This is a genomic window from Rhizobium sp. 18055, from assembly GCF_902706285.1.
In the GTDB taxonomy this organism is placed as follows: Bacteria; Pseudomonadota; Alphaproteobacteria; order Rhizobiales; family Rhizobiaceae; genus Rhizobium.
The window spans coordinates 390,222-414,838 of the sequence record NZ_CACSKD010000002.1; the positions used below are offsets into that span (position 1 = coordinate 390,222).

Below are 24,617 nucleotides of genomic sequence, written 5' to 3' on the forward strand. Positions count from 1 at the left end.
CGCGCGAGATGGCAGGCTTTTCTTGACTGAATCTATTCCACCGCAATCAGGTCATTGCCGCCAGCGCCATTCATCTTGTAAAGCACACCCGTCACTTGGGTTTGGCACTGATGTGCCACACCATTTGGCTCGCAGTTCGCGATTCTGCGCAGCAGTTCTGTAGGGGTGGATATATGTCTCAGCCGCGAAACGGCACACCGGGCGATGTCGAAGAAATCCATTGGCCGTCCCTGGTGGCCGCGGTTTCTTCAATCTCCGCCGTCGGCATCGCCATCGGGCTGGGATTGCCGCTTCTGAGCATCATTCTCGAGAAACGTGGCATTCCTTCGACGCTGATCGGCCTCAACACGGCGATGGCAGGTGTCGCGGCCATGGTTGCGGCACCGATCACGACCAGGCTCGCTCACGCCTACGGCGTGGCACAGACGATGATCTGGGCGGTGGTGATTTCGGCGATCAGTGCTGTCAGCTTTTATTATGCGCAAGATTTCTGGATGTGGTTCCCGCTGCGCTTTGCCTTTCATGGCGCCACGACCACGCTGTTCATTCTCTCCGAGTTCTGGATCAACGCCGCCTCCCCGCCATCCAAACGCGGGTTTGTGCTGGGCATCTATGCGACGGTGCTATCGCTCGGTTTCGCCGCGGGTCCGTTGCTGTTCTCGATCCTCGGCAGCGATGGCATCCTGCCGTTTGCGGTCGGCGCCTGTGCCATCCTGCTGGCCGCCATACCGATCTTCATTGCCCGCAACGAAAGCCCTGTACTCGACGAGAAGCCGGAGCTGCATTTCATGCGCTATGTCTTCCTTGTACCCAGCGCCACAGCCGCGGTGTTCATCTTCGGCGCCGTGGAAGCAGGTGGCCTGGCACTGTTTCCGATCTATGCCGTGCGGGCCTCGTTCACCGAAACCCAGGCGGCGCTTCTGCTGACAGTCATGGGCATCGGCAACATGATCTTCCAGATTCCGGTCGGCCTGCTGTCGGACAGAATGAAAGACAAGCGACCGTTGCTCGCCGGCATGGCTTTCATGGGCCTTATCGGCTCGCTGATGCTGCCGTTCCTGGTTCATAGCTGGGTGATGATGGCGGGCGTGCTGCTCTTCTGGGGCGGCTGTGTGGCGGGGCTCTATACGGTCGGCTTGAGCCATCTGGGTTCACGATTGACCGGCTCGGATCTCGCGGCTGCCAATGCCGCCTTCGTCTTCTGTTATGCGGTCGGCACGGTTGCCGGTCCGCAGGTGATCGGCGCGGCCATCGACGTTGCCGGGAACAACGGTTTTGCCTGGGCAATTGCGGGATTCTTCGGCGTTTATGCCCTGCTTTCATCGGCCAGGCTGCTTTTCATTGGAAAGCGGGGTTGACTTTTCGGGCTAGATTCGTAGTTTCGCGCCAGAATTAGCCGTGGCGCCTATCCGGATTCCTACGGCTTTCATTTCATTAAAGGCAGGACGACCATGGCCAAGGCTACAACAATCAAGATCAAGCTGCTGTCGACAGCCGACACAGGTTCTTTCTACGTCACGACGAAGAACAGCCGTACGATGACGGACAAGATGACAAAGACCAAGTATGACCCGATTGCGCGCAAGCACGTCGAGTTCAAGGAAACCAAGATCAAGTAATCACTTGATCCTGCAGACCGCTTAAAAAGCGCGCGCCATCCGGCTGCGCGCTTTTTTGTTGTTCCGTGACCAAGTGACGCCAGACGCAGCCGATTGCAGGCATCAGGCGTGACCACCATGCAGCACAAACAGAAACGCCGCCCTGCCCGTTTCAACGGATAGGACGGCGTTTCATTTAAAGGGGGTCGGCCAGCAAGCAACGCGGCACGAGGAACCGCGAATGTTGCGTACCAGCCGACCGACCCCACGACCCAGGAGATGCGGCGGACCTGAGCATCATGGGGTATCAGCGCACCCCTATGTGGAGTGCTTGTCTTTTATGAATTGATCATTTGCGCGAAACCGAAAGAAAATCAACAAATTCTTAATGGTAAGATTTATTAGCTTGATTTTATGGTTAAAAGTCCTGCTTTGGGACACCTTTTTGATCAATCGACAGCCGGTTGGGACTAGAATAACATCCGAGACGAAGAATAGACGGACACTATAGGCCAGTAAACTTTGGCCCGCGGTGCCGGCGGCACGGCCTGGAAACCTCCAAAACCGGGCCAGAGACCAAGAAAGATGATGCGGCGTCACATTCTCTGTTCGCCCGGGCCGCAGCTCTGCTTGGGCGATCAGCCGCGATCCACCGGTTCCAGCACCGACCGCGACACTACTACTTGGGGCTAGCCAGCCGCCATCGCCGGAAAAGCGATATCAAACTTTCTGTGGATGAGCAGACCCGCAAGCAGGCGGCGGAGGGCGGAGGGCGGACGGCGGACGCCATCGTCAGGCCGCGGCGACGACTCGGTTGCGCCCAGCGTTCTTTGCTTCGTAAAGCGCGACATCCGCCTGCTTCATCAGATGCCCCGGCGTGATGACCTGCGGCGTGCGCGAGGCGATGCCGAAGGATGCGGTCACCTGCAACTCCTGACCCGAGCCCTTCACCACGAAGGGTACAGTTTCAATGACGCTTCGCAGACGCTCGGCGACAGAGGCGGCGATCTCGGGCGAGGTATCGGGCATGACGACAACGAACTCCTCGCCGCCATAACGGCAGGCAAGATCGGCGCCGCGCACGGTCGAGCGGACACGGTTGGCGAACTCCCGGATGATATCATCGCCGGCGTCGTGGCCGTGGGTGTCGTTGATCTGCTTGAAGCGATCGATATCGGCGATCAGCACCGACAACGGACGGCCGCGGGCCATCGAGCGGTTGAACAGCGTGCTGATGTGATTATCGAGATAGCGGCGGTTGCTGAGGCCGGTCAGCGGGTCGGTGACGGCAAGCTCGATCGTCTGCTGCACATTGGCGCGCAAGCGGTCGTTATAGCTCTTGCGGCGCATCTGGGTCAGGCTGCGGGCCACCAGTTCGTTCGGATCGACAGGGCGGACGATATAGTCGTTGACGCCGAGATCCAGCGCGCGGACCACCATCTCGTCGTCGCCCTGTTCGGTGATGATCAGGATCGGCAGGAAACGGGTGCGCTCCAGCGAGCGGAGCTGCGAGCACAGCCGCAACGGATCGTAGTCGTCGATATTGGAATTGACGATCACCAGATCGAACTGGTTCTCGGAAGCTTCGAAAATCGCCGCCTGGGCATCCGAGATGGCGAACACGTTGCCGATCGGCTTCAGCGCCTTGACGATGCGCTCCTGCGAATTGGCACGACCATCGACCAGCATGATCTGGCCGGCCTCTTCGCCGCGCGTGTCAGCGCGCAACAACTCGTCGATGCCCATATTGTGTGCTGTCTGCGCACGGATACGCAGCTCGTCGCTCAGCGTCTTCAGGCGCAACAAGCTCTTGACGCGGGCAATCAGCTGCAGGTCGTTGACCGGCTTGGTCAGGAAATCGTCGGCACCGGCCTTCAGGCCACGTACGCGGTCGGCAGGTTGATCGAGGGCCGTCACCATGACAACGGGGATATGCGAGGTTTTGGGGTTGGACTTCAGCCGCTCGCAGACCTCGAAGCCGTCCATGCCGGGCATCATGATGTCGAGCAGAATAAGATCAACCTGATGCCGATCGCAGATCGCCAGCGCCTGATAGCCGTCGGCCGCCGTCAGCACGTCGAAGTATTCGGCAATCAGCCGCGCCTCGAGCAGCTTCACGTTTGCCGGGATATCATCAACGACGAGGATTCGCGCAGTCATAGGCTTCTTTCCGATCTATCAGGCATCGCCCAGGTAGGTCTTGATCGTCTCAATGAACTTCGGAACAGAGATCGGCTTGGAGACATAGGCTTCGCAGCCGCCCTGGCGGATACGCTCCTCGTCGCCCTTCATGGCGAAGGCGGTGACCGCAATCACCGGAATGACGTGAAGCTCATCGTCTTCCTTCAGCCACTTGGTGACTTCAAGGCCCGACACTTCCGGCAACTGGATATCCATCAGGATCAGATCCGGCCGATGCTTGCGGGCAAGATCGAGCGCTTCCATACCGTTGCGGGTCTGGATCGTCCGGTAGCCGGACGCCTCGATGAGGTCGCGAAAGAGCTTCATGTTGAGCTCATTATCCTCTACAATCATCACTTGTTTGGGCATGGAACGCGATCCTAAGTCCGTCATGAAAACCGTTTCACCGCACAGGAAACACCTGTGAGCGCACCAGCCCATGAAACCGATTGCGGCAAGCTATCGGTATTTGGTTGAAAAATAGGTAATTTACCGCAAGAAATGCAGAGCAACTTCAAGACTTCCAAGCAACACGCCACAGACCCGCAAGAGATCGCCATCGCTGTTCTCGCATGGCTGGCCAACGAGCCGGATTTGTTCAGTCGTTTCCTGGCACTCACGGGGGTGGAACCGGCACAGGTCAGGAACGCGATCAATGATCCGGGGTTCCTCACCGGCATGATGGATTTCCTGATGCAGCACGAGCCGACGGCTTTGGCCTTCTGCCAGGCAACCGGCACCGCGCCCGAGGCGCTGAACGCCGCATGGCAGCATTTTTCGCCTGCCGGCCTCGATTCGGGGCAGTATTGAGAATGAGTGTGGTCACCGATCCCGGCCAGGTTCGACTGGGCGAGCGCCCGCTGATCGTCTGCGATATCGACGAAGTGGTGCTCGAGTTTCTGTCGCCCCTCACCCATTTCCTGCGCTCGCACAATTACGACCTGCTGCCCCGCTCCTTCCGTCTGCACGGCAACATCGTGTCGCTGCTTGACGGCAGCGAGATGAGCCACGAGCAGTTCGATGCCTTCGAGGACATGTTCTTCGAACGCCAGGATCTCTGGCAGAGGCCGGCGGAACGCGCCGTCGAAACGCTGCATGCGCTGTCTGCCGAGGCCGATATCGTTTTCCTGACAGCGATGCCGCCCCGCCACCATGGTATTCGCCGCAAACTTCTCGATCGGTTCGACCTGTCGTTCGACATGATCGCCTCCGAACAGCCCAAGGGGCCGATCGTCGCTGCGCTGCACGACCGAAGACATCTGCCTGTTGCGTTTATCGACGATATCCAACGCAATCTCCTTTCGGTGGCCGATCATGTGCCGGAATGCCTGCTGATAACGATGATGGCCAATGCAGATTTCAAGCCGTTTGCGCCGGCACCCGTCAGCGGCATCCTGGCTGCATCAGACTGGAGCCACGCCGGCGACCTGATGCGCGGACATTTCTCGGCCATGGCATCGAAGACCGCCACGTCGCTCGCATAGAGTGATAGGAATACGCGCGAGATATCCGGCGCATAACCGCAGCCACTCTCTTGAGACTTCAAAGCTTAGAGCGTAATGTCGCGATGTTCAACCTTTGTTCTCGCCGATGACCCCCACACTCGCCAAAACACCCGGCTTCTGTCGCGACTGCCTTGCGGAGCAGAAGGCGGAGACGCGTCGGTGTGCATCCTGCGGCAGTCCCCGCCTCGTCCGACACAATGAACTCTACGATCTGACACTGGCGCATATCGATTGCGATGCCTTCTATGCCTCGGTGGAAAAACGCGACAATCCGGATCTTGCCGACAAGCCTGTCATCATCGGCGGCGGCAAGCGCGGCGTGGTCTCGACGGCCTGCTATATCGCCCGCATTCATGGCGTGCGCTCGGCGATGCCGATGTTCAAGGCGCTGGAAGCCTGCCCGCAGGCGGTGGTCATCCGTCCTGACATGGAGAAATACGTCAAGGTCGGGCGCGAGGTGCGGGCGATGATGCAGGAGTTGACACCGCTGGTGCAGCCACTGTCGATCGACGAGGCGTTCCTGGAGCTTGGCGGCACCGAGCGGCTGCATCACGACCCGCCAGCGCGCACGCTCGCCAAGTTCGCCCGACGCGTCGAGAAGGAGATCGGCATCAGCGTCTCGGTCGGCCTTTCCTATTGCAAGTTCCTCGCCAAGGTCGCCTCCGACCTGCAGAAGCCGCGCGGGTTCTCGGTGATCGGCCGCGAGGAAGCGGTGGCGTTTCTGGCACCGCGTTCGGTGACGACCATCTGGGGCGTCGGCAAAGCCTTTGCGGCGACGCTGGAGGCGGACGGCATCCGCACCATCAGCCAGTTGCAGGGCATGGACGAGACCGACCTGATGCGCCGCTATGGCGTTATGGGGCAGAGGCTTTCGCGTCTGTCACGCGGCATCGACGATCGCGACGTCCATCTCAACGATGCGGCCAAGAGTGTCTCGGCAGAGACGACGTTCTTCGACGATATCTCCCGCTACGACGATCTTGTGCCCGTGTTGCGCAACCTGTCCGAAAAGGTTGCCTGGCGCCTGAAGAAGGGCGCTATCGCCGGCCATACGGTGGTGCTGAAGATGAAGACCGCCGATTTCAAATCACGGACCCGCAACCGCAAGCTCGAAGACCCGACGCAGCTGGCCGACCGGATCTTCCGCACCGGCATCGAGCTTCTGCAGAAGGAAACGGATGGCACCAGGTTCCGGCTGATCGGCATCGGCGTCACTGACCTTTGCGACCCAGGGCGTGCCGACCCACCTGATCTGATCGACGTACAATCCGGACGGCGAGCGGCGGCCGAGGCTGCGATGGACAAATTGCGCGACAAGTTCGGCAAGGGGACGGTGGAGACAGGCTACACATTCGGCGGCAAACGCGGTCAATAATATGTGAGCCGGCCTCGCCATCGGCCATTTCAAGTCTTCCTTAAGTTTCCCGCTTTACGCTTGGTCTCGTAGTATTGCGTATCGGTTGGGTTCAATGTTCTCGCGTCTCGTCTTCGGGCTCGGCTTGCTGTCGGCCACCGCACTGGTGCATCCTGCGTTCGCAACGGACGCGCGGATGCTGCAGATCTTCGTGTCCAAGGACAAGCAACAGCTTGCCGTCTATGACGGCACCGAGGTCATCGCCACATCGAAGATCTCAAGCGGTAAATCCGGGCACACGACGCCGAGCGGCATCTTCTCGGTGATCGAGAAGCAGACCTATCACGAGTCAAACATCTATTCCGGCGCGCCGATGCCCTTCATGCAGCGGCTGACGTGGTCAGGCATTGCGCTGCACCAGTCGAACTCGGTGCCACGCTATCCGGCCTCGCACGGCTGCGTGCGCATGCCCGACGCCTTTGCAAAGCAGCTCTACAAGATGACCGAGATGGGCGTGCCCGTCATCATCACCGAGGCACAACTGGCGCCACGGCCGATCGATCATCCGATGCTGTTCCGTCCGGAGGCGCCCGAGCCGACGCCGCTGCTTTCCGACGTCGAGCTTCGGCCATCGTTCGGTGCGCTGCCTGTGCAGGTGGCGATGAACGAGGTCGCGGCGATGCCGCGGCTGCAGGTGCAGCCGATCGTGGCGCCTGTCAACGACGAGCCGGTGCGCATGCTGATCACCCGCCGGACCCAGCGCGAAACGATCATCGACCTGCAGACCTACCTCGCACAGCTGGGATTTGATGTCGGCAATGCCGATGGCTATCTCGGGCCGGCGACGATACAGGCGATCGGCGCGTTCAAGACCCAGCATCCGCTGGACGCTGCCAGCAGCAAGTCACTCCTCAGTGACGCGCTTCTGAGAGCGGTCTATACCGCTGCCGGCAAGGGCGAGCCGCCGAACGGCGTGATCATGCTCCGCCAAGGCTTTCGGCCGGTGTTCGAGGCGCCCGTCATCATCGCCAATCCGGAACTGGCACTCGGCACGCATTTCTTCAGCGCCCATGATGTCGATCTGACGGAAGGCACGACGGAGTGGCTGGGCGTGACGCTGCCGAACACGCTGACCAGCCAGACAATGAAACGTCTGGGCATCCGCAGCACGGAAAGCTCGATCGTTTCAGGCACGCCGATCATGAATGCACTCAGCCGCATCGATATACCCGAGGAGACCCGACGGAAAATCGACGCGATGCTGACGCCGGGATCGACGCTGACGATCTCCGACACCGGTCTCGGACCAGAGACCGGTCAGGGCACCGATTTCATCACGCTGACGCGCGGCTAAGGCTCAGACAAGTTCCACATCGATGACACCGGGGGCTGCCCGCATCGCTGCGGCAATCTCCGGCGTGATCCGGTATTTTTGCGCCAGTTCGACCTCGACCTCGCGTTTGCCGTCTTCCTTGATGACGATGAACGACACAAGACCATCGCCCCTGGCATTCAAGTGAGCCGCAACTGCGCGCAACGGGCCGGAATCGCGGACGTAGACACGCAAAGCCTTCTGCATCTGCAGCGATTTCTCCTCCAGCGACTGGATCGTCTGGATGCGCAGGCCGATACCTTCCGGCCGTTCCTCGCCGGTGGCGGTGATGACGAAGGATTTTCCCGACTCGAGCATGTCGCGATACTGGTTCAGCATCTCGGAGAACAGCACGGCTTCGAACTGACCTGACGAGTCGGAGAAGACGATGATGCCCATCTTGTTGCCGGTACGGGTCTTGCGCTCCTGCTTGGAGATCACGGTGCCGGCGAGACGCGCATTGGTGGCGCCCTGCTTCACCGCTGCCGAAAAATCGGCAAAGGTCTGGACGCGCATCTTCTGCAGCACCGCATTGTAGGAATCCAGCGGGTGGGCCGTCAGGTAGAAGCCGAGGACCTGGAACTCCTTCAGCAGCCGCTCGGAGGCGAGCCACGGCGAAAATGCCGGTAGCGAGATCTTTTCCGGGCCTGACGACAGCGCGCCGCCGAAAATATCCGACTGGCCGCTGAGCTTGTTTTCCTGGGCCCGCTGGGCATAGCCGAGAACACGATCGAGGCCGCCGGAGAGCTGCGCGCGATCGAGATCGAAGCAATCGAAGGCACCGGCAAAAATCAGGCTTTCCAGCACGCGACGGTTCACCTGCTTTGGATCGATGCGCAGGCAGAAATCCTCGAGGCTGGCGAAGGGAACGTCGCCGCGCACCTCGACGATATGATCGACAGCCGATTCGCCGACGCCCTTCAAGGCGGCGAGCGCGTAGTAGATGCGGCTTTCACCGGTCTGGAAGTGGCGGAACGAGGTCTGCACCGATGGAGCGATGACCTCGATATCGAGACGCTTGGCATCCTGGCGGAAGTCGTTGACCTTTTCGGTGTTCGACATATCGAGCGTCATCGAGGCGGCGAGGAACTCGACCGGGTAATGCGCCTTCATGTAGGCGGTCTGGTAGGAGACGATGGCGTAGGCTGCGGCGTGCGATTTGTTGAAGCCGTAGTTGGCGAACTTCGCCAAAAGTTCGAAGATGTTGTTGGCCTGCGGCTTCGACACGCCGTTCTTGATGGCACCATCGACGAAACGCTCGCGCTGCTGGTCCATCTCCGCCTTGATCTTCTTGCCCATGGCGCGGCGCAGAAGGTCGGCTTCGCCGAGCGAATAGCCGGACAGGACCTGGGCGATCTGCATCACCTGCTCCTGGTAGACGATAACGCCCTGGGTTTCCTTCAAGAGATAATCGATCGTCGGATGGATGGATTCGAGCTCTTCCTCGCCGTGCTTGCGGGCATTGTAGGTCGGGATGTTCTCCATCGGGCCCGGACGATAGAGGGCGACCAGCGCAATGATGTCCTCGATACAGTCGGGCCGCATGCCGATCAGCGCCTTGCGCATGCCGGCACTTTCCACCTGGAACACGCCGACCGTTTCGCCGCGCGACAGCATGTCGTAGGTCGGCTTGTCATCGAGCGGGATGGCGGCGAGATCGACCGAAATGCCGCGCTTGGCGACGAAATCGACGGCGACCTTCAACACGGTCAGTGTCTTCAGGCCGAGGAAGTCGAACTTCACCAGACCGGCCTGCTCGACCCATTTCATGTTGAACTGGGTGACCGGCATGTCTGAGCGCGGATCGCGGTACATCGGCACCAGCTTCGACAGCGGACGGTCGCCGATGACGATGCCGGCGGCATGGGTCGAGGCGTGGCGATAGAGACCCTCGATCTTCTGGGCGATATCAAGCAGGCGGGCGACGACCGGCTCCCTGGCCGCCTCTTCCTGCAGCTTCGGCTCCTCCTCGATCGCCTTCGACAGCGGCGTTGGGGCGGCAGGATTGTTCGGCACCAGCTTGCAGATCTTGTCGACCTGGCCATAGGGCATTTCGAGCACACGACCGACGTCGCGCAAGGCTGCACGGGCCTGCAGCGAACCGAAGGTGATGATCTGCGCCACCTGTTCGCGGCCATACTTCTTCTGCACGTACCGGATCACCTCTTCACGGCGATCCTGGCAGAAGTCGATGTCGAAGTCGGGCATCGACACGCGTTCGGGATTGAGGAAGCGCTCGAAGAGCAGCGAGAAGCGCAGCGGATCGACGTCGGTGATGGTCAGCGCATAGGCGACCAGCGAACCCGCACCCGAACCACGGCCCGGACCAACCGGAATATCCTGGTTCTTCGCCCATTTGATGAAGTCGGCAACGATCAGGAAGTAACCCGGGAATTTCATCCGCTCGATAACGCTAAGCTCGAATTCCAGCCGGTCGCGGTAATCCTTTTCCTCATAGCCCGCCGACATGCCGAGCGTCTCCAGGCGCTTGTTCAGGCCCTCGACGGCCTGACGGCGAAGCTCCAGCGATTCCTCGCGGTCTGCCTCATCAGGATCTTCGCTGGCGCCGGTAAAGCGCGGCAGGATCGGCTTGCGGGTCTGCAACACGAAAGAGCAGCGACGGGCGATCTCCAGCGTGTTGTCGATCGCCTCAGGGAGATCCTCGAACAGCTTCACCATTTCGGCGCGGCTTTTCAGATAGTGATCCGGCGTCAGGCGAAAACGGGTATCGTCGGAAACGATGGCGTTGTGCGCCACGGCCATCAGCGCATCGTGGGCATCGTAGTCGTCGCGGGTCGGGAAGAAGGCTTCGTTGGTGGCGACCAGCGGGATCTCGTGCTCGTAGGCAAGCCCGATGACCTTCTGCTCGTGGCGCTTGTCATAGGTGCCCTGGCGCTGCAGCTCGATATAGAGCCTGTCGCCGAAACGCTGCTTCAGCGACAGCAATCGGGCCGTCGCCTGCGTGTGATGGCCATCGCGCATTGCCATGTCGATCGGGCCGGTCGATGCGCCGGTCAGCGCGATCAGGCCTTCGGTGCCGATTTCATCCAGCCAGGAGGCTTTGATATGTACAGCCTGACCACCACCCTCGTCGCCGAGATAGGCACGGCTGACCAGATCGACCAGTCGTTCATAGCCGGCGTCGGTGGCAGACAGCAACACGATCGAGGGCAGCTTCACCAGCTGCTGCTGGCCACCGCGTCTTTCGGTTTCGACACCATCTTCCATATCGATGGACACCTGGCAGCCGATGATCGGCTGTACGCCGTCGTCCATCGCCTTCTGCGCAAATTCCAGCGCAACGAATAGGTTGTTGGTGTCGGTGATGGCGATGGCCGGCTGGCTGTCGCCCGATGCCTTGTAGAGGATCTTCTTGAGCGGCAACGCACCTTCGAGCAGCGAGTAGGCCGAGTGGACACGCAGATGAACGAAGCCCGGCGTCCCGCCGATGAAGTCGCTCGCGCCGTCCTTTTCCATCCCCGCCATAATATGCCTTTCCGCGCATTCACATGAATCGGATGCATTGTCGGATTTGACGGAGACGATGTCCAGAGAGGCGCATGCAATCGGACCGCATGGTAGCCATGCGGTCCCCGTTATTCTTACATTGCCATGCAGATCAACGAGAAACTGGCAATAAACATTGCGATGGAGGTGAATGCTGCGATATCGCGGATCATATCAGTCATTTGGCTCTCCTGTGCTGTTATGTTTCTAATTTGTTCCGCTATTGTTCTATTGTCAACAGGATTCTTTTCCGCTCTTGTGATCGAGATCAAACGGAGGAAGGCATGATTAAGTTTGTCCTAACGGCAGCGCTTACGCTCGTCTCCAGCGCTGCCGCGGCTGAACGGATCGATCCGGCATCGATCATCCGTGCTGTGACCGGCGACTGGAACGGCGATGGCGAGAGCGACCTCGCCCTGCTGGTGGCGCCACCGGAGGCCGGCGACGACATCGGCATCTTTCTCTACCTGCAGGACAAGGAGCATGCGCTGCTCAGGCTGGTAACGACAGCGCCCGGCAAGGTCTGGGGAAATGGCAGGCTGGATGGGATGTATGGCCAGGATCCGTCGATCGAGGCGCTGCCGGGCGGGTCAATCGCGGTGCACTCGCAGAATTCGGCGATCGGCCGAAACCGCTGGGAGCAGACACTGACGATTGCCTATCGCAACGACCAGTTCGTGGTCGCCGGCTATACCTACAGCGACTACGACACGATCGACAACGATGACAACGGCCAATGCGACTACAACGTGCTGACAGGCAGGGTCTCGCGCGATGGCAAGGTTTCAAAGGTCGATGGCAAGACGATCGCAATCACCGACTGGGACGACGCCGTCGGTCGTAAGGCCTGTGGGGAGGACGAGTGATTTTTCTACTACAGCCAGGGAATTTCGCGACGGCCTGATCATGCCCTGACCGCCGCCGCTATTGTCCCTCAGAAATCGACGACTTTGCCGTCAACGATGGTGACGCGGCGGTCCATGCGGCGTGCCAGTTCGTGGTTGTGGGTGGCAATCAGCGCGGCAAGGCCGGACTGACGCACCAGGGCTTCCAGCGCCTCGAAGACGTAGCTTGCCGTTTCCGGGTCGAGGTTGCCGGTCGGTTCGTCGGCGAGCAGCAGGCTCGGGGCATTGGCAACGGCCCGGGCAATCGCCACGCGCTGCTGTTCGCCACCGGAGAGTTCCCCGGGACGGTGCGCGCCGCGGTGCCCGATGCGCATGTAGTCGAGCAACTGACTGGCGCGCTGCTTGGCTTCGTTGCGCGGCAGGCCAGCAATCATCTGCGGCATCATGATGTTTTCGAGCGCCGAGAACTCTGGCAGCAGATGGTGGAACTGATAGACGAAGCCGATTTCGCTGCGGCGGATCGCCGTGCGCTTGTCGTCGGACAGGCCATTGCAGTCGTGGCCGTTGATGCTGACTTCGCCGCTATCAGGATGCTCCAGCAGGCCGGCGAGATGCAGCAGGGTCGATTTTCCGGTGCCCGACGGAGCGACGAGGGCGACGATCTCGCCGCTGTTCAGCGTCAGATCGGCCTTTTTCAGGATCGAAAGCTGCGTATCCCCCTGGCCATAATGACGCTCGACGCCGGAAAGCTTGAGAACGGTATTCCGCTTCATGAAATGAGCATTCCTTATTCGTAGCGCAGGGCCTGCACGGGATCGAGCTTGGAAGCCCGCCATGCAGGGAAGATCGTTGCGATGAAGGAGAGCGTCAGCGCCATGACGACGACGGAGACCGTCTCGCTGACCTGCATCTTGGCCGGCAGCTGGCTGAGGAAGTAGAGCTGCGGATCGAAGAGCACGGTGCCGGACACCCAGGAGAAGAACTCGCGGATCTTCTCGATGTTGACGCAGACAAGCACGCCGAGCAGCACGCCGGCAAAGGTACCGACCAGGCCGATCGCAGCGCCCGTCATGAAGAATATCCGCATGATGGCGCCCGATGTGGCTCCCATGGTCCGGAGGATGGCGATGTCGCTGCCCTTGTCCTTCACCAGCATGATCAGGCCGGAGATGATGTTCAATGCCGCGACCAACACGATCAGCGTCAGGATCATGAACATGACATTGCGCTCGACCTGCAGCGCCGAGAAGAAGGTCTGGTTGCGCTGGCGCCAGTCGGTGATGGCGATCTGGCGGCCGGCGGCTGCCTCCACCTTGGGGCGCAGCTGATCGATATCGTCGGGATTGTCGACGAACAGTTCGATCGATTGCACCAGCCCTTCGGCGTTGAAATAAAGCTGGGCTTCCTCAAGCGGCATGTAGATGATCGTCGCATCATATTCCGACATGCCGATCTCGAAGATGCCCGAGACCTTGTAGGATTTGACGCGCGGGTTGATGCCCATCGGCGTGACGTCACCCTCCGGTGATATCAGCGTGATGTTGTCGCCCGCCTGCAGGCCAAGCTGCTCGGCCATGCGCGAACCGATGAGGACGCCCTGCCCGGCTGCAAAGCCGACCATGTCGCCGGACTTGATGTTGTCGGAGACGGTCTTCAGCTTGGTCAGGTCTTCGGGACGGATGCCACGCACCAGCGCACCGGTGCCGGCACCGCCAGCACCCGAGGCCAGCGTCTGGCCTTCGACCAGCGGCAGCGCCACCTTGACGCCAGGAACGGCGCCGAGCCGGTCCGTCAGTGCCGGGTAATCGGTAAATGGGCCATCGATCGGCTGAACGATCATGTGACCGTTGATGCCGAGGATGCGCGAGATCAGCTCGGTGCGGAAGCCGTTCATCACCGCCATGACGATGATCAGCGTTGCCACGCCGAGCATGATGCCGATGAAGGAAAAGCCCGCGATCACCGATATGAAGGCTTCCTTGCGACGCGCGCGGAGATAGCGCCACGCCACAAGTCGTTCGAAGCCGGAAAATGGCCTGCTGGCCGGAGCCGAGCCGGATTCAGAACCCCGCTGGCCCACCGCTGCGTCTGCCATTTCGCCTCCCGCTTTCTTAGCCCAAGAGCTTGTTGATTGCCGCTTCGATGGTCATCGTTTCGCGGGCGCCAGTCTTGCGGTCCTTGACTTCCACTTCGCCGTTCGCGACCGCGCGCGGACCGGCAATGATCTGTACGGGAACGCCGATCAAATCCGCGGTTGCGAACTTGGTTCCGGCGCGATCGTCGGTGTCGTCATAAAGCACATCGACGCCGGCCTTGGAGAGCTCCGCGTAGATCTTTTCGCAGGCGCTGTCGCAAGCGGCGTCACCGGCCTTCATGTTGATCACGACGACATCGAACGGCGCGACAGAGGCCGGCCAGATGATTCCGTTCTCGTCATGCGAGGCTTCGATGATGGCGGGAACAAGGCGTGTCGGGCCGATACCGTAGGATCCCATGTGGACGGCGTGTTCCTTGCCGTCGGGACCCTGCACCTTGGCACCCATCGGCTCGGAATATTTCGTGCCGAAGTAGAAGATATGTCCGACTTCAATCCCGCGCGCGGAAAGGCGATCACCTTCCGGAACGGCGTCGAAAGCGGCCTCGTCGTGCATCTCCGAGGTGGCCGCATAAACGGACGTCCACTTCCTGAAGATCGCGTCGAGACCAGCGACGTCATCGAAATCGGTGTCTGCCGACGGAATGTCGAAATTGACGAAATCCTTGTGGCTGTAGACTTCCGATTCGCCGGTGTCGGCGAGGATGATGAACTCGTGGCTGAGGTCGCCGCCGATCGGGCCGGTGTCGGCACGCATCGGAATGGCGCGCAGGCCGAGACGATCGAAGGTGCGCAGATAGGCCGCGAACATCTTCTTGTAGGAGTGCTCGGCACCCTCACGCGTCAGGTCGAAGGAATAGGCATCCTTCATCATGAACTCGCGTGAGCGCATGGTGCCGAAGCGCGGGCGGATCTCGTCGCGGAATTTCAGCTGGATATGATAGAGGTTGAGCGGCAAGTCCTTGTAGGACTTAACGGATGAGCGGAAAATATCCGTCACCATTTCCTCGTTGGTCGGGCCATACAGCATCGGACGATCCTGGCGGTCCTTGATGCGCAGCATCTCCTTGCCATAGGCGTCGTAGCGTCCGCTTTCCTGCCAGAGCTCGGCCGACTGCAAAGTCGGCATCGACAGCTCGATGGCGCCGGAGCGGTTCTGCTCCTCGCGGATGATGTTGTTGACCTTGTCGAGGACGCGCTTGCCCAGCGGCAGCCAGGAGTAGATCCCCTGCGACTGCTGGCGGATCATGCCGGCGCGCAGCATCAACCGGTGGGAGACGATTTCCGCCTCCTTGGGGTTTTCCTTGAGGATGGGCAAGAAGTAGCGAGACAGACGCATGGCGAATTCCAGAGCTGTTGAGACACCGCAAATTGCGGAATCGAAGGCAATCACAATATTGGCAGCGTTCATAACTGCTTCGCGGCAGGAAGGAAACCCGCGAGAGGTTTCCACAGGCTCCCGCACAAGCAAGTTCGGCCCCCGAAAACAGCAAGAGCAAGAAAAATACGGAATTATAATGGCTTGCGCGAAATTCTTATCAACAGAAAAAAATTGCTAGAGTGTAGCAAAAATGCAAAAAAACCTGATGACAAAGCACAATCTTTGAGCTAGTTTTAGCCCACAAAACAGGCAGGGAGTTCAAATCCCTACCAATTTCGCGGTCAAGTCTTGGGAGGATCAGATCTTAGGCGCGCTAGTCGCAGCCCCGGCAACGGTTAAGGATCACGCGATACTTAAAACAAGGCTTTTAGCCTTGTTTTTTTTTGGCTTTTTGCTTCCCCGCTTCATGTTCAAAGCGCTTTAGCTTCCGCAGCGTCAGCTGCCATTCCGTTACGGCATCTCCATGCCTGACGATGATGACAGCCGTATGAAGCCCTCAGTCTGCATCTGCCCAAAAGCTGGGCAATCGCCCTCAGACGTTCGAAAATGTCGGCCCGAACTGCGGGAGCGCATCAAAGCCCCAGCCGAAGTAAGTCGAAGAAACGTACCAGAGCGCATAGATCACCGCCGAAACCAGCGTCGTCATCGTAAACACGAAGACCGGCCGGAAGCGGGTCGGGGCGCTGGGCACGGTGCCAAGCACGATGTCGTTGTCTTCCGCCTGCGTGCGCAGGCCGACCGGAAGCACGGCAAAGAGCGTCATCCACCAGACGATGAAGTAGACGGCAAAGCCCTGTAGAAATGTCTGCAGCATAAGATCTCCACCCCGGTGGCCTCTACCACCGACATTGTTATAAGCCGGAACGGGCAGAGACGGAAAGCCGCCTCAGCGCGCTTTCACGCGGTTTGCAGCTTTCGGGTCACTCTGCCGCAGCGGGATCAAACCTGTTCGAGTTCGATCAGCGTTCCGAAGAAATCCTTGGGGTGCAGGAAGAGCACAGGCTTGCCGTGGGCGCCGACCTTGGGCTCGCCGTTGCCAAGCACCCTCGCCCCGGCCTGCACAAGCCGGTCGCGCGCTACGATGATATCTGCAACCTCGTAGCAGATGTGGTGCATGCCGCCGGAGGGGTTCTTTTCCAGGAAGGCTGCGATGGGCGAACCGTCGCCGAGCGCCTCCAACAGTTCGACCTTGGTATTGGGCAGTTCGACGAACACGACGGTGACGCCGTGTTCGGGCAAGGCTTGCGGCGCCGATACCGTTGCGCCAAGCGTATCCCGATAGCTTGCCACCGCAGCGACAAGATCGGGAACGGCGATGGCAACGTGGTTGACGCGGCCGAGCATCGGGTCACACCTTGGTGACGAAGACGGTCACAATCGGCTTTTTGCCCCACACCTGGTTGGCGGTGGAGCGGACCGCGCGGCGCATCGATTCCTGCAGCAGGTCGAGATCCTTGCGGCGGGCGCGCGGGATGCTTTCAAAAGCGCTGATCGCGGCGTCGTAAAGCGTGTCTTCGAGCTCATCGCCCTCGTCGTCATAGATCGGCAGGCCGATCGCCACCATGTCGGGCTCGCCGATGATGTCGAAGCGGCCGTCGATGACGACGTTGAGCGCGACGTGACCGACATAGGAGAGCTTCTTGCGATCGCCGATGCCCATTTCCTCGAAGTCGCCGATCAGTGATCCATCCTTGAAGATGCGGCCGTGTGGGGCCTCGCCGATGACTTCGACCGGACCGGGGGCAAGGCGGAGAATGTCGCCGTTGCGGACGCGCGGGACCATCGAGATGCCGGACTGTTCGGCCAGCAGCTTGTGCGCTGTCAGGTGCGTCGGCTCGCCATGCACGGGAACCACGACCTTCGGCCGGGTCATCTCATACATCTTCTGCAATTCGTTGCGACGGGGATGGCCCGATACGTGAACCAGCGCCTCGCTGTCGGTGATGATGTGGACGCCCTGTTCAACCAGGCCATTCTTGATGTCCTGGATGGCCTTTTCGTTGCCGGGAATGGAGCGCGAGGAGAACACCACGGTGTCGCCTGCCGACAGCGCCACGTTGCGCATCTCGTCACGCGAGAGCTTGGCAAGGGCTGCGCGCGGCTCGCCCTGGCTGCCGGTCAGGATAACGACGACGTTTTCGCGCGGGATATAGCCGTATTCGTCTTCGGCGATGAACGGCTTGACGCCATCGAGCAATCCGAGGTCACGCGATACGCCGACGACGCGCTTCAGCGAGCTGCCGAGCAGCAGCACTTCGCGGCCAGCGGCTTCTGCCGCTTCCGCAACGGTCTTGATACGGCCGACATTAGAGGAGAACGTGGTGATGGCGACGCGGCCCTCGGCATTCTCGATAATCTTGCGAAGGCTCTCGGACACATCCTTTTCCGACGGCGAGACGCCATCGCGAAGGGCGTTGGTCGAATCGCACATCAGCGCCAGCACGCCTTCGTCGCCAAGCTGGCGGAAGCGGGCTTCGTCGGTCAAAGGACCGAGCGACGGCTCATGGTCGATCTTCCAGTCGCCGGTGTGGATGACATTGCCGAGCGGCGTGCGGATCATCAGCGACATCGGCTCGGGGATCGAGTGGTTGACGGCCACGCCCTCGACGCTGAAGGGGCCGACATTGACGACGGTGCCTGCCGTGAACGGGGTGATCGGAATTTCGACGACTGTCGATTTCTCGTAGCTGCGCTTGGCTTCCAGCAGGCCGGCTGTAAACGCCGATGCATAGACGGGGACATTGAGCCCCGGCCAGAGGTCGGCCAGCGCGCCGTAGTGGTCCTCATGCGCGTGGGTGATGAAGATCGCCTTGAGGTTCTTGCGCTCCTTGGCGAGGAAACGAATGTCGGGCAGGACGAGGTCCACGCCCGGCAGATCGGGGCCCGGGAAGGTAACGCCGACGTCAACCATGATCCACTGGCGATGCTCGGGCGGGCCATAGCCATAAAGGGCGAGATTCATACCGATTTCGCCGACGCCGCCCAAAGGCAGAAATACCAGTTCGTCCTGCTTCGCCATATTGCTTGTTTTTCCAATCATCCAAAGAAGACGTCGCCGGCGGCGATCGTCATCATTTTGCCTGCCCCAGTATCGAGCAGCAACAGGCCATTATCATCAATTCCGGTGAAGTGGCCGGAAATCGACCGGTCCGGCAGGTTCACGGTTATCTTTTCACCGATGCCGCAGGCAACCTCGCGCCAGCGCGCGGTGATCTCGCGAATACCACGGCCGCGGTCCCAGGCTGATAGCACATCCGCCATCGATGCGAACAGATGCGCAAACAGTTCCTGTGGCGATGCTGCACTCCCCTGCTCACGCAGGCACGTCACCGGATATTGCGGGTTATCCGGCATGAAAGCGACATTGATGCCGATACCGACAACCAGCGCATAACGGCCATCCGGCAACGTCTCGCCCTCGACGAGAATGCCGCAGGTCTTCTTGCGTCCAATCAGGATGTCGTTCGGCCACTTGACCTCGAGCGGCTCCGCACTCGGCGGCAGTACCATGCGCACCGCCTGATGGACGGCCACGGCAATCGCCAATGGCAAAGACGAAATGCGCTCCATCGGCGCAGGATCGATCAGCAGAAGGGACGCGTAGAGGTTGCCGGGTTCCGAGACCCACAGACGTCCCCGACGGCCGCGACCGCCAGTCTGTTTTTCCGCCGTCACCCAGAGGAGGCCACGGTCGCCTGCCCGCGCCCTGGCAAGGCATTCGCTATTGGTGGACGATGTCTCCGACAGAGCCTCGTGCCGGATATCGTCGAGCGATATCCGGCGCCGTGGGTCGAAGCTCATCAGAACAGTGTCGCAGCAGCAAGCTCGGCGGCACCACCGATCGGACCGCCGATCAGGACGTAGCCCAGAACGAAGAGGCCCGAAACACCGAAGACGAGACGCAGCGAGCCGGAGACCCGGGCGAATTCGCCGGTGGCATCATCGAACCACATCAGCTTGACGACGCGCAGATAGTAGTAGGCGCCGACAACGGATGCGAGAACGCCGATGATGGCGAGCGCATAGAGCTTGGCTTCGATCGCCGCGATGAAGACAAAGTACTTCCCGAAGAAGCCTGCCAGCGGCGGGATGCCTGCGAGCGAGAACATCAGGATGGTCAGCACTGTTGCCATGAACGGATTGGTGGCCGAAAGACCGGCCAGATCGGCGACGTTCTCGACAACCGTGCCATCCTTGCGGCGCATCGACATGATGATCGCAAAGCTGCCCAGCGTCATGACCATATAGATCAGCATGTAGAGCATGACGCCAGAGACGCCGACCTGCGTGCCGGCTGCGAGGCCGACCAGCGCGTAGCCCATGTGGCCGATCGACGAATAGGCCATCAGTCGCTTGATGTTCGTCTGGCCGATTGCCGCGAACGAGCCGAGCAGCATCGAAGCGATCGAGATGAACACCACGACCTGCTGCCAGTCCGCCATCACGGGCTGGAAGGCAGTGATGACAATACGCGTCATCATCGCCATGGCGGCAACCTTGGGGGCGCTCGCCAGGAAGGCGGTGACCGGGGTCGGCGCGCCTTCATAGACGTCTGGCGTCCACATGTGGAACGGAACGGCCGAGATCTTGAAGGCGATGCCGGCGAGGATGAACACCAGGCCGAAGATCAGGCCGAGCGAACGGGCGCCATCGACCATCAGCGCCTGGGCAATGTCGCCGAAGTGCGTGTGGCCGGTGAAGCCGTAGACCAGCGACATGCCGTAGAGCAGCATGCCCGAGGACAGCGCGCCGAGCACGAAGTACTTGAGGCCGGCTTCCGTGGACTTGACGCTGTCACGATTGATTGCAGCGATGACGTAGATCGCCAGCGACTGCAGCTCAAGGCCGAGATAGAGCGCGATCAGATCGTTGGCCGAAATCATCAGCAGGATGCCGAGCGTGCAGAGCACGAGCAGAACCGGGAACTCGAACTTGTCGAGCTGGTTCTCCTTGGCAAGGCCGAGCGACATGAACAGCGCCACGATGGAGCCGATCAGCGCCGTCACCTTCATGAAGCGGCCGAAGCCGTCCGAAAGGAAGACGCCGCCATAGGCGAGACCTTCGCTCGGCATGAAGATCAGCCAGAGCGCTGCCGCCGCCAGCACGATGATCGCGAGAATACTGACCATGCGGCCAGAACGCTCGCCGGAGAAGACGCCGATCATCAGCAGAACCAGGGCACCGATCGCCAGGATCAGTTCCGGAATTGAAAGATGCAGGCTTGCGAGTAGTGTTTCAGAGGTCATATCACAAAAGTCCCGTCATCATTTCATCGACAGCGCAACATCATGCGCTGCCTGGACTGCGGCCGAATAGCTATGGATCAGCTGGTCGACCGATGCGGCAGTCGCATCGAAGACCGGAGCCGGATAGACGCCGAAGAAGATTGTCAGTGCGATCAGCGGATAGAGGATCAGCTGTTCACGGGGCGACAGGTCGAGCAGAGCCTTGAGCTTTTCCTTATCGAGCGTGCCGAAGATCACCCGGCGATAGAGCCAGAGTGCATAGGCAGCCGAGAGGATGACGCCGGTCGCGGCAAAGAGTGCAACCCAGCTGTTGACCCGGAAGACGCCGATCAGCGTCAGGAATTCGCCGATGAAGCCGGAGGTGCCGGGAAGACCGACATTGGCCATGGTGAAGATCATCATCGCCACCGCATACTTCGGCATGTTGTTGACGAGGCCGCCGTAGGCCGAGATCTCGCGGGTGTGGGTGCGGTCGTAGACAACGCCGACGCAGAGGAAGAGCGCGCCGGAGACGATGCCGTGCGACAGCATCTGGAAGATCGAGCCCTGCAGGCCCTGCTCGTTGGCCGCGAAGATACCCATCGTCACGTAGCCCATGTGGGCGACCGACGAATAGGCGATCAGCTTCTTGATGTCTTCCTGCATCAGCGCCACCAGCGAGGTGTATATGATGGCAATGACAGACAGCGCGAAGACCATCGGTGCGAAAAAGTCGGATGCCACGGGGAACATGCCGAGCGAGAAACGGATCAGACCGTAACCGCCGAGCTTCAGCATGATGCCGGCGAGGATGACAGAACCTGCCGTTGGCGCCTGAACGTGGGCGTCCGGAAGCCAGGTGTGAACCGGCCACATCGGCATCTTGACCGCAAACGAGGCGAAGAAGGCCAGCCATAACCATGTCTGCATCTGCGGCGGGAAATTGAAGGCGAGAAGCGCCGGAATATCCGTGGTGCCGGCCTGCCAGTACATCGCCATGATGGCGAGCAGCATCAGAACGGAGCCAAGCAGCGTGTAGAGGAAGAACTTGTAGCTGGCGTAGACGCGATCCTTGCCACCCCAGATGCCGATGATCAGGAACATCGGGATCAGGCCGGCTTCGAAGAACACGTAGAAGAGGACGATATCGAGCGACACGAAGACGCCGACCATCATCACTTCCAGCACCAGGAAGGCGATCATGTACTGCTTCAGGCGCTTCTCGATCGTGAACCAGCTGGCCAGGATGCAGAAGGGCATGAGGAAGGTCGACAGGATGACGAACAGCATCGAGATGCCGTCTACCCCAAGGTGATAGCTGATGCCTGTGCCGAGCCAGCCGTGCTTCTCGACCATCTGGAAGCCCGGGTTCGCATTGTCGAAACCGATCCAGATCAGCAGCGACAGAACGAAGGTCACCACCGTCGTCAGCAACGAGATGTTGAGGATGTTGCGGCGGCCGTTGGGGCCGTTCTCATTCATCAGCAGCAGGAGCACCACGCCGACGAACGGCAGGAAGGTGACCGTGGAAAGAATAGGCCAATCGGTCATCAAAGGGCACTCCCGAGCATCATCCAGGTAACGAGCGCTGCGACACCGATCAGCATGGCAAACGCGTAGTGATAGAGGTAACCGGTCTGCAGGCGCACGACGCGGTTGGTGACATCGACGACACGGGCGGCAACGCCGTTCGGGCCGTAGGTGTCGATGACGCCGACGTCACCCTTCTTCCACAGGAAGCGGCCAAGGGCCTTTGCCGAGCGGACGAAGAGGAAATCGTAGAGCTCGTCGAAGTACCACTTGTTCAAGAGGAACTGATAGAGCACCCGATGCTGTCGTGCGAGCACGGCCGGCGTCGATGGCGACTTGATGTACATGTACCAGGCGGTGACGAAACCGACGACCATGGCGATGAACGGGCTGAGCCCAACCCAGACCGGAACGTGATGGAACTCGTGAACGAGTTCATTGTGCTCCGAGGTGAACAGCGCGCCCTTCCAGAACTCGGCATATTCCTCGCCGTAGAAATGGCCTTCGAAGAACCAGCCGGCAAAGACGGCGCCGAGTGCCAGGAGGTAAAGTGGCACCAGCATGACCTGCGGCGATTCATGCACGTGGTGCATGACCTCGTGTGAAGCGCGTGGCTTGTTGAAGAAGGTGAGGAACATCAGGCGCCAGGAATAGAAGCTCGTGAACAGAGCCGCGATCACCAGCATGGCGAAGGCGAAGCCTGCGACCGGCGAATGCGACGCGTAGGTTGCCTCGATGATGACGTCCTTGGAGAAGAAGCCGGCGAAACCGAATGGCGTGAACGGAATGCCGACGCCGGTGATGGCAAGCGTTCCGATCAGCATCATCAGGAACGTGACCTTGATGTGCGGACGCAGACCACCCATGTTTCTCATGTCCTGCTCACCATCGACGGCATGGATGACCGAGCCGGCGCAAAGGAACAGCAGGGCCTTGAAGAAGGCGTGCGTGAACAGGTGGAAGATGGCAGCGCCATAGGCGCCGACGCCGAGAGCCACGAACATGTAACCGAGCTGCGAACAGGTCGAGTAGGCGATGACGCGCTTGATGTCGTTCTGCACCAGGCCGACGGTTGCCGCGAAGAAGGCGGTGATCGCGCCGATGATGGTGACGACGGTCAAGGCATCTGGCGACAGTTCGAACAGCGGCGACATGCGGGCGACAAGGAAGACGCCGGCGGTGACCATGGTTGCGGCATGGATGAGCGCCGACACAGGCGTCGGGCCTTCCATGGCGTCAGGCAGCCAGGTGTGCAGCAGGAACTGCGCCGACTTGCCCATCGCGCCCATGAACAACAGCAGGCAGGCGCCGGTCAGCGCGTGGGCCTTGTCGAGGTGCATGCCGAAGAGATTGAGAACGATCTCGTGATTTTCGCCGCCGGCTTCCGCGTGTGCAAAGCTCGCGGCATTGGCGAAGATGGTGTCGAAGTTGATCGCACCGAACAGAACGAAGACGCTCGCAATGCCGAGAATGAAGCCGAAGTCGCCGACGCGGTTGACAATGAAGGCCTTCATGGCGGCGGCATTTGCGGTCGGCTTCTTGAACCAGAAACCGATCAGCAGATAGGACGCCAGACCCACGCCTTCCCAGCCGAAGAACATCTGGGCAAGGTTGTCGGAGGTGATCAGCATCAACATGGCAAAGGTGAACAGCGACAGATAGGCAAAGAAGCGCGGGCGATGCGGGTCATGATGCATGTACCCGATCGAATAGAGGTGGACGAGCGTCGAGACCGAGTTGACCACGATCAGCATGACCGAGGTCAGCGTGTCGATGCGCAGCGACCAGGAGACGTCGATGCCGCCGGACTGGATCCAGCGCAGCACTTCAACCTTGATCGGGCCGCCCTCAACGTGGCCCATGCCGACGGTGATGAAAACATACCAGGAGAGCAGTGCGGCAATCACCATGAAGCCGGTGGTCACAAATTCCGATGCCTTGGCGCCGATCGCGCGGCCGAAAAGGCCGGCAATGATCGCGCCAATCAGGGGAAGAAAGACGATAGCCTTATATAAAAACATAGC

At 60.3% G+C, this 24,617-nt stretch carries 20 protein-coding genes; 7 read left to right on the forward strand and 13 right to left on the reverse strand.

The features are described from left to right. Positions 1-173 precede the first annotated feature (173 nt). Both GVL52_RS05410 and rpmG read left to right on the forward strand, forming a co-directional pair. A complete protein-coding gene (locus GVL52_RS05410; RefSeq protein WP_160004609.1) occupies positions 174-1,358 on the forward strand; it encodes an MFS transporter in 1,185 nt (394 codons plus the stop codon). A 93-nt stretch (positions 1,359-1,451) separates the two neighbouring features. Beyond that, entirely contained in the window at positions 1,452-1,619 is a 168-nt protein-coding gene (rpmG, locus tag GVL52_RS05415) for a 50S ribosomal protein L33 (RefSeq protein ID WP_018900182.1), read from the forward strand. A gap of 771 nt (positions 1,620-2,390) precedes the next feature. Here rpmG and GVL52_RS05420 read toward each other — a convergent pair. Both GVL52_RS05420 and GVL52_RS05425 read right to left on the reverse strand, forming a co-directional pair. Further along, entirely contained in the window at positions 2,391-3,758 is a 1,368-nt protein-coding gene (locus tag GVL52_RS05420; RefSeq protein WP_160004611.1) for a PleD family two-component system response regulator, read from the reverse strand. 18 nt (positions 3,759-3,776) lie between these two features. Further along, positions 3,777-4,148, reverse strand: coding sequence for a response regulator (locus GVL52_RS05425; RefSeq protein WP_018900184.1), 372 nt, complete (start codon positions 4,146-4,148; stop codon positions 3,777-3,779). 132 nt (positions 4,149-4,280) lie between these two features. Between GVL52_RS05425 and GVL52_RS05430 the strand changes: the two genes are divergently transcribed. From GVL52_RS05430 to GVL52_RS05445, 4 genes are all read left to right on the forward strand, one after another. Beyond that, the gene (locus GVL52_RS05430; RefSeq protein WP_160004613.1) at positions 4,281-4,589 is read left to right on the forward strand and encodes a DUF3572 domain-containing protein; all 309 of its coding nucleotides are present in this window, start codon (positions 4,281-4,283) and stop codon (positions 4,587-4,589) included. Positions 4,590-4,591: 2 nt separating this feature from the next. Beyond that, positions 4,592-5,263 carry a hypothetical protein gene (locus tag GVL52_RS05435; RefSeq protein WP_160004615.1) on the forward strand — a complete coding sequence of 224 codons (672 nt, stop codon included), beginning with the start codon at positions 4,592-4,594 and terminating at the stop codon, positions 5,261-5,263. Between the two features lie 106 nt (positions 5,264-5,369). After that, positions 5,370-6,659, forward strand: a complete 1,290-nt coding sequence (locus tag GVL52_RS05440; RefSeq protein WP_160004617.1) for a DNA polymerase IV — start codon at positions 5,370-5,372, stop codon at positions 6,657-6,659. A gap of 94 nt (positions 6,660-6,753) precedes the next feature. Then, entirely contained in the window at positions 6,754-7,992 is a 1,239-nt protein-coding gene (locus tag GVL52_RS05445; RefSeq protein ID WP_160004619.1) for a L,D-transpeptidase family protein, read from the forward strand. Positions 7,993-7,995: 3 nt separating this feature from the next. Here the strand turns inward: GVL52_RS05445 and dnaE are convergent, their stop codons facing one another. Continuing rightward, positions 7,996-11,496, reverse strand: coding sequence for a DNA polymerase III subunit alpha (gene dnaE, locus GVL52_RS05450; RefSeq protein ID WP_160004621.1), 3,501 nt, complete (start codon positions 11,494-11,496; stop codon positions 7,996-7,998). A 305-nt stretch (positions 11,497-11,801) separates the two neighbouring features. On the opposite strand from dnaE, the gene GVL52_RS05455 reads away from it, so the two are divergent. Further along, on the forward strand, positions 11,802-12,383 hold the full coding sequence (locus GVL52_RS05455; protein WP_160004623.1) for a hypothetical protein: 582 nt from the start codon (positions 11,802-11,804) through the stop codon (positions 12,381-12,383). Between the two features lie 68 nt (positions 12,384-12,451). On the opposite strand, the gene GVL52_RS05460 is transcribed toward GVL52_RS05455, so the two are convergent. From GVL52_RS05460 to nuoL, 10 genes are all read right to left on the reverse strand, one after another. Then, on the reverse strand, positions 12,452-13,135 hold the full coding sequence (locus GVL52_RS05460; RefSeq protein WP_160004625.1) for an ABC transporter ATP-binding protein: 684 nt from the start codon (positions 13,133-13,135) through the stop codon (positions 12,452-12,454). A gap of 14 nt (positions 13,136-13,149) precedes the next feature. Further along, positions 13,150-14,457 carry a lipoprotein-releasing ABC transporter permease subunit gene (locus GVL52_RS05465; RefSeq protein ID WP_160004627.1) on the reverse strand — a complete coding sequence of 436 codons (1,308 nt, stop codon included), beginning with the start codon at positions 14,455-14,457 and terminating at the stop codon, positions 13,150-13,152. Between the two features lie 16 nt (positions 14,458-14,473). Beyond that, positions 14,474-15,796: a proline--tRNA ligase gene (gene proS / locus GVL52_RS05470; protein ID WP_160004629.1), complete on the reverse strand. Its 1,323-nt coding sequence runs from the start codon at positions 15,794-15,796 to the stop codon at positions 14,474-14,476. Between the two features lie 574 nt (positions 15,797-16,370). After that, entirely contained in the window at positions 16,371-16,652 is a 282-nt protein-coding gene (locus tag GVL52_RS05475; RefSeq protein ID WP_160004631.1) for a DUF1467 family protein, read from the reverse strand. A 125-nt stretch (positions 16,653-16,777) separates the two neighbouring features. Beyond that, positions 16,778-17,182: a methylmalonyl-CoA epimerase gene (gene mce / locus GVL52_RS05480; protein ID WP_160004633.1), complete on the reverse strand. Its 405-nt coding sequence runs from the start codon at positions 17,180-17,182 to the stop codon at positions 16,778-16,780. A gap of 4 nt (positions 17,183-17,186) precedes the next feature. Further along, positions 17,187-18,857 carry a ribonuclease J gene (locus GVL52_RS05485; RefSeq protein ID WP_160004635.1) on the reverse strand — a complete coding sequence of 557 codons (1,671 nt, stop codon included), beginning with the start codon at positions 18,855-18,857 and terminating at the stop codon, positions 17,187-17,189. Positions 18,858-18,874: 17 nt separating this feature from the next. Then, on the reverse strand, positions 18,875-19,639 hold the full coding sequence (locus GVL52_RS05490) for a biotin--[acetyl-CoA-carboxylase] ligase (protein ID WP_160004637.1): 765 nt from the start codon (positions 19,637-19,639) through the stop codon (positions 18,875-18,877). Continuing rightward, positions 19,639-21,084, reverse strand: a complete 1,446-nt coding sequence (gene nuoN, locus GVL52_RS05495) for an NADH-quinone oxidoreductase subunit NuoN (RefSeq protein WP_160004639.1) — start codon at positions 21,082-21,084, stop codon at positions 19,639-19,641. The genes GVL52_RS05490 and nuoN overlap by 1 nt, the downstream gene beginning before the upstream one ends. An 18-nt stretch (positions 21,085-21,102) precedes the next feature. Beyond that, the gene (locus GVL52_RS05500; RefSeq protein WP_160004641.1) at positions 21,103-22,614 is read right to left on the reverse strand and encodes an NADH-quinone oxidoreductase subunit M; all 1,512 of its coding nucleotides are present in this window, start codon (positions 22,612-22,614) and stop codon (positions 21,103-21,105) included. Next, positions 22,614-24,614 (reverse strand): NADH-quinone oxidoreductase subunit L, encoded by a 2,001-nt coding sequence (gene nuoL / locus GVL52_RS05505; RefSeq protein WP_160004660.1) that lies wholly within the window; start codon positions 24,612-24,614, stop codon positions 22,614-22,616. The genes GVL52_RS05500 and nuoL overlap by 1 nt, the downstream gene beginning before the upstream one ends. Positions 24,615-24,617 lie beyond the last annotated feature (3 nt).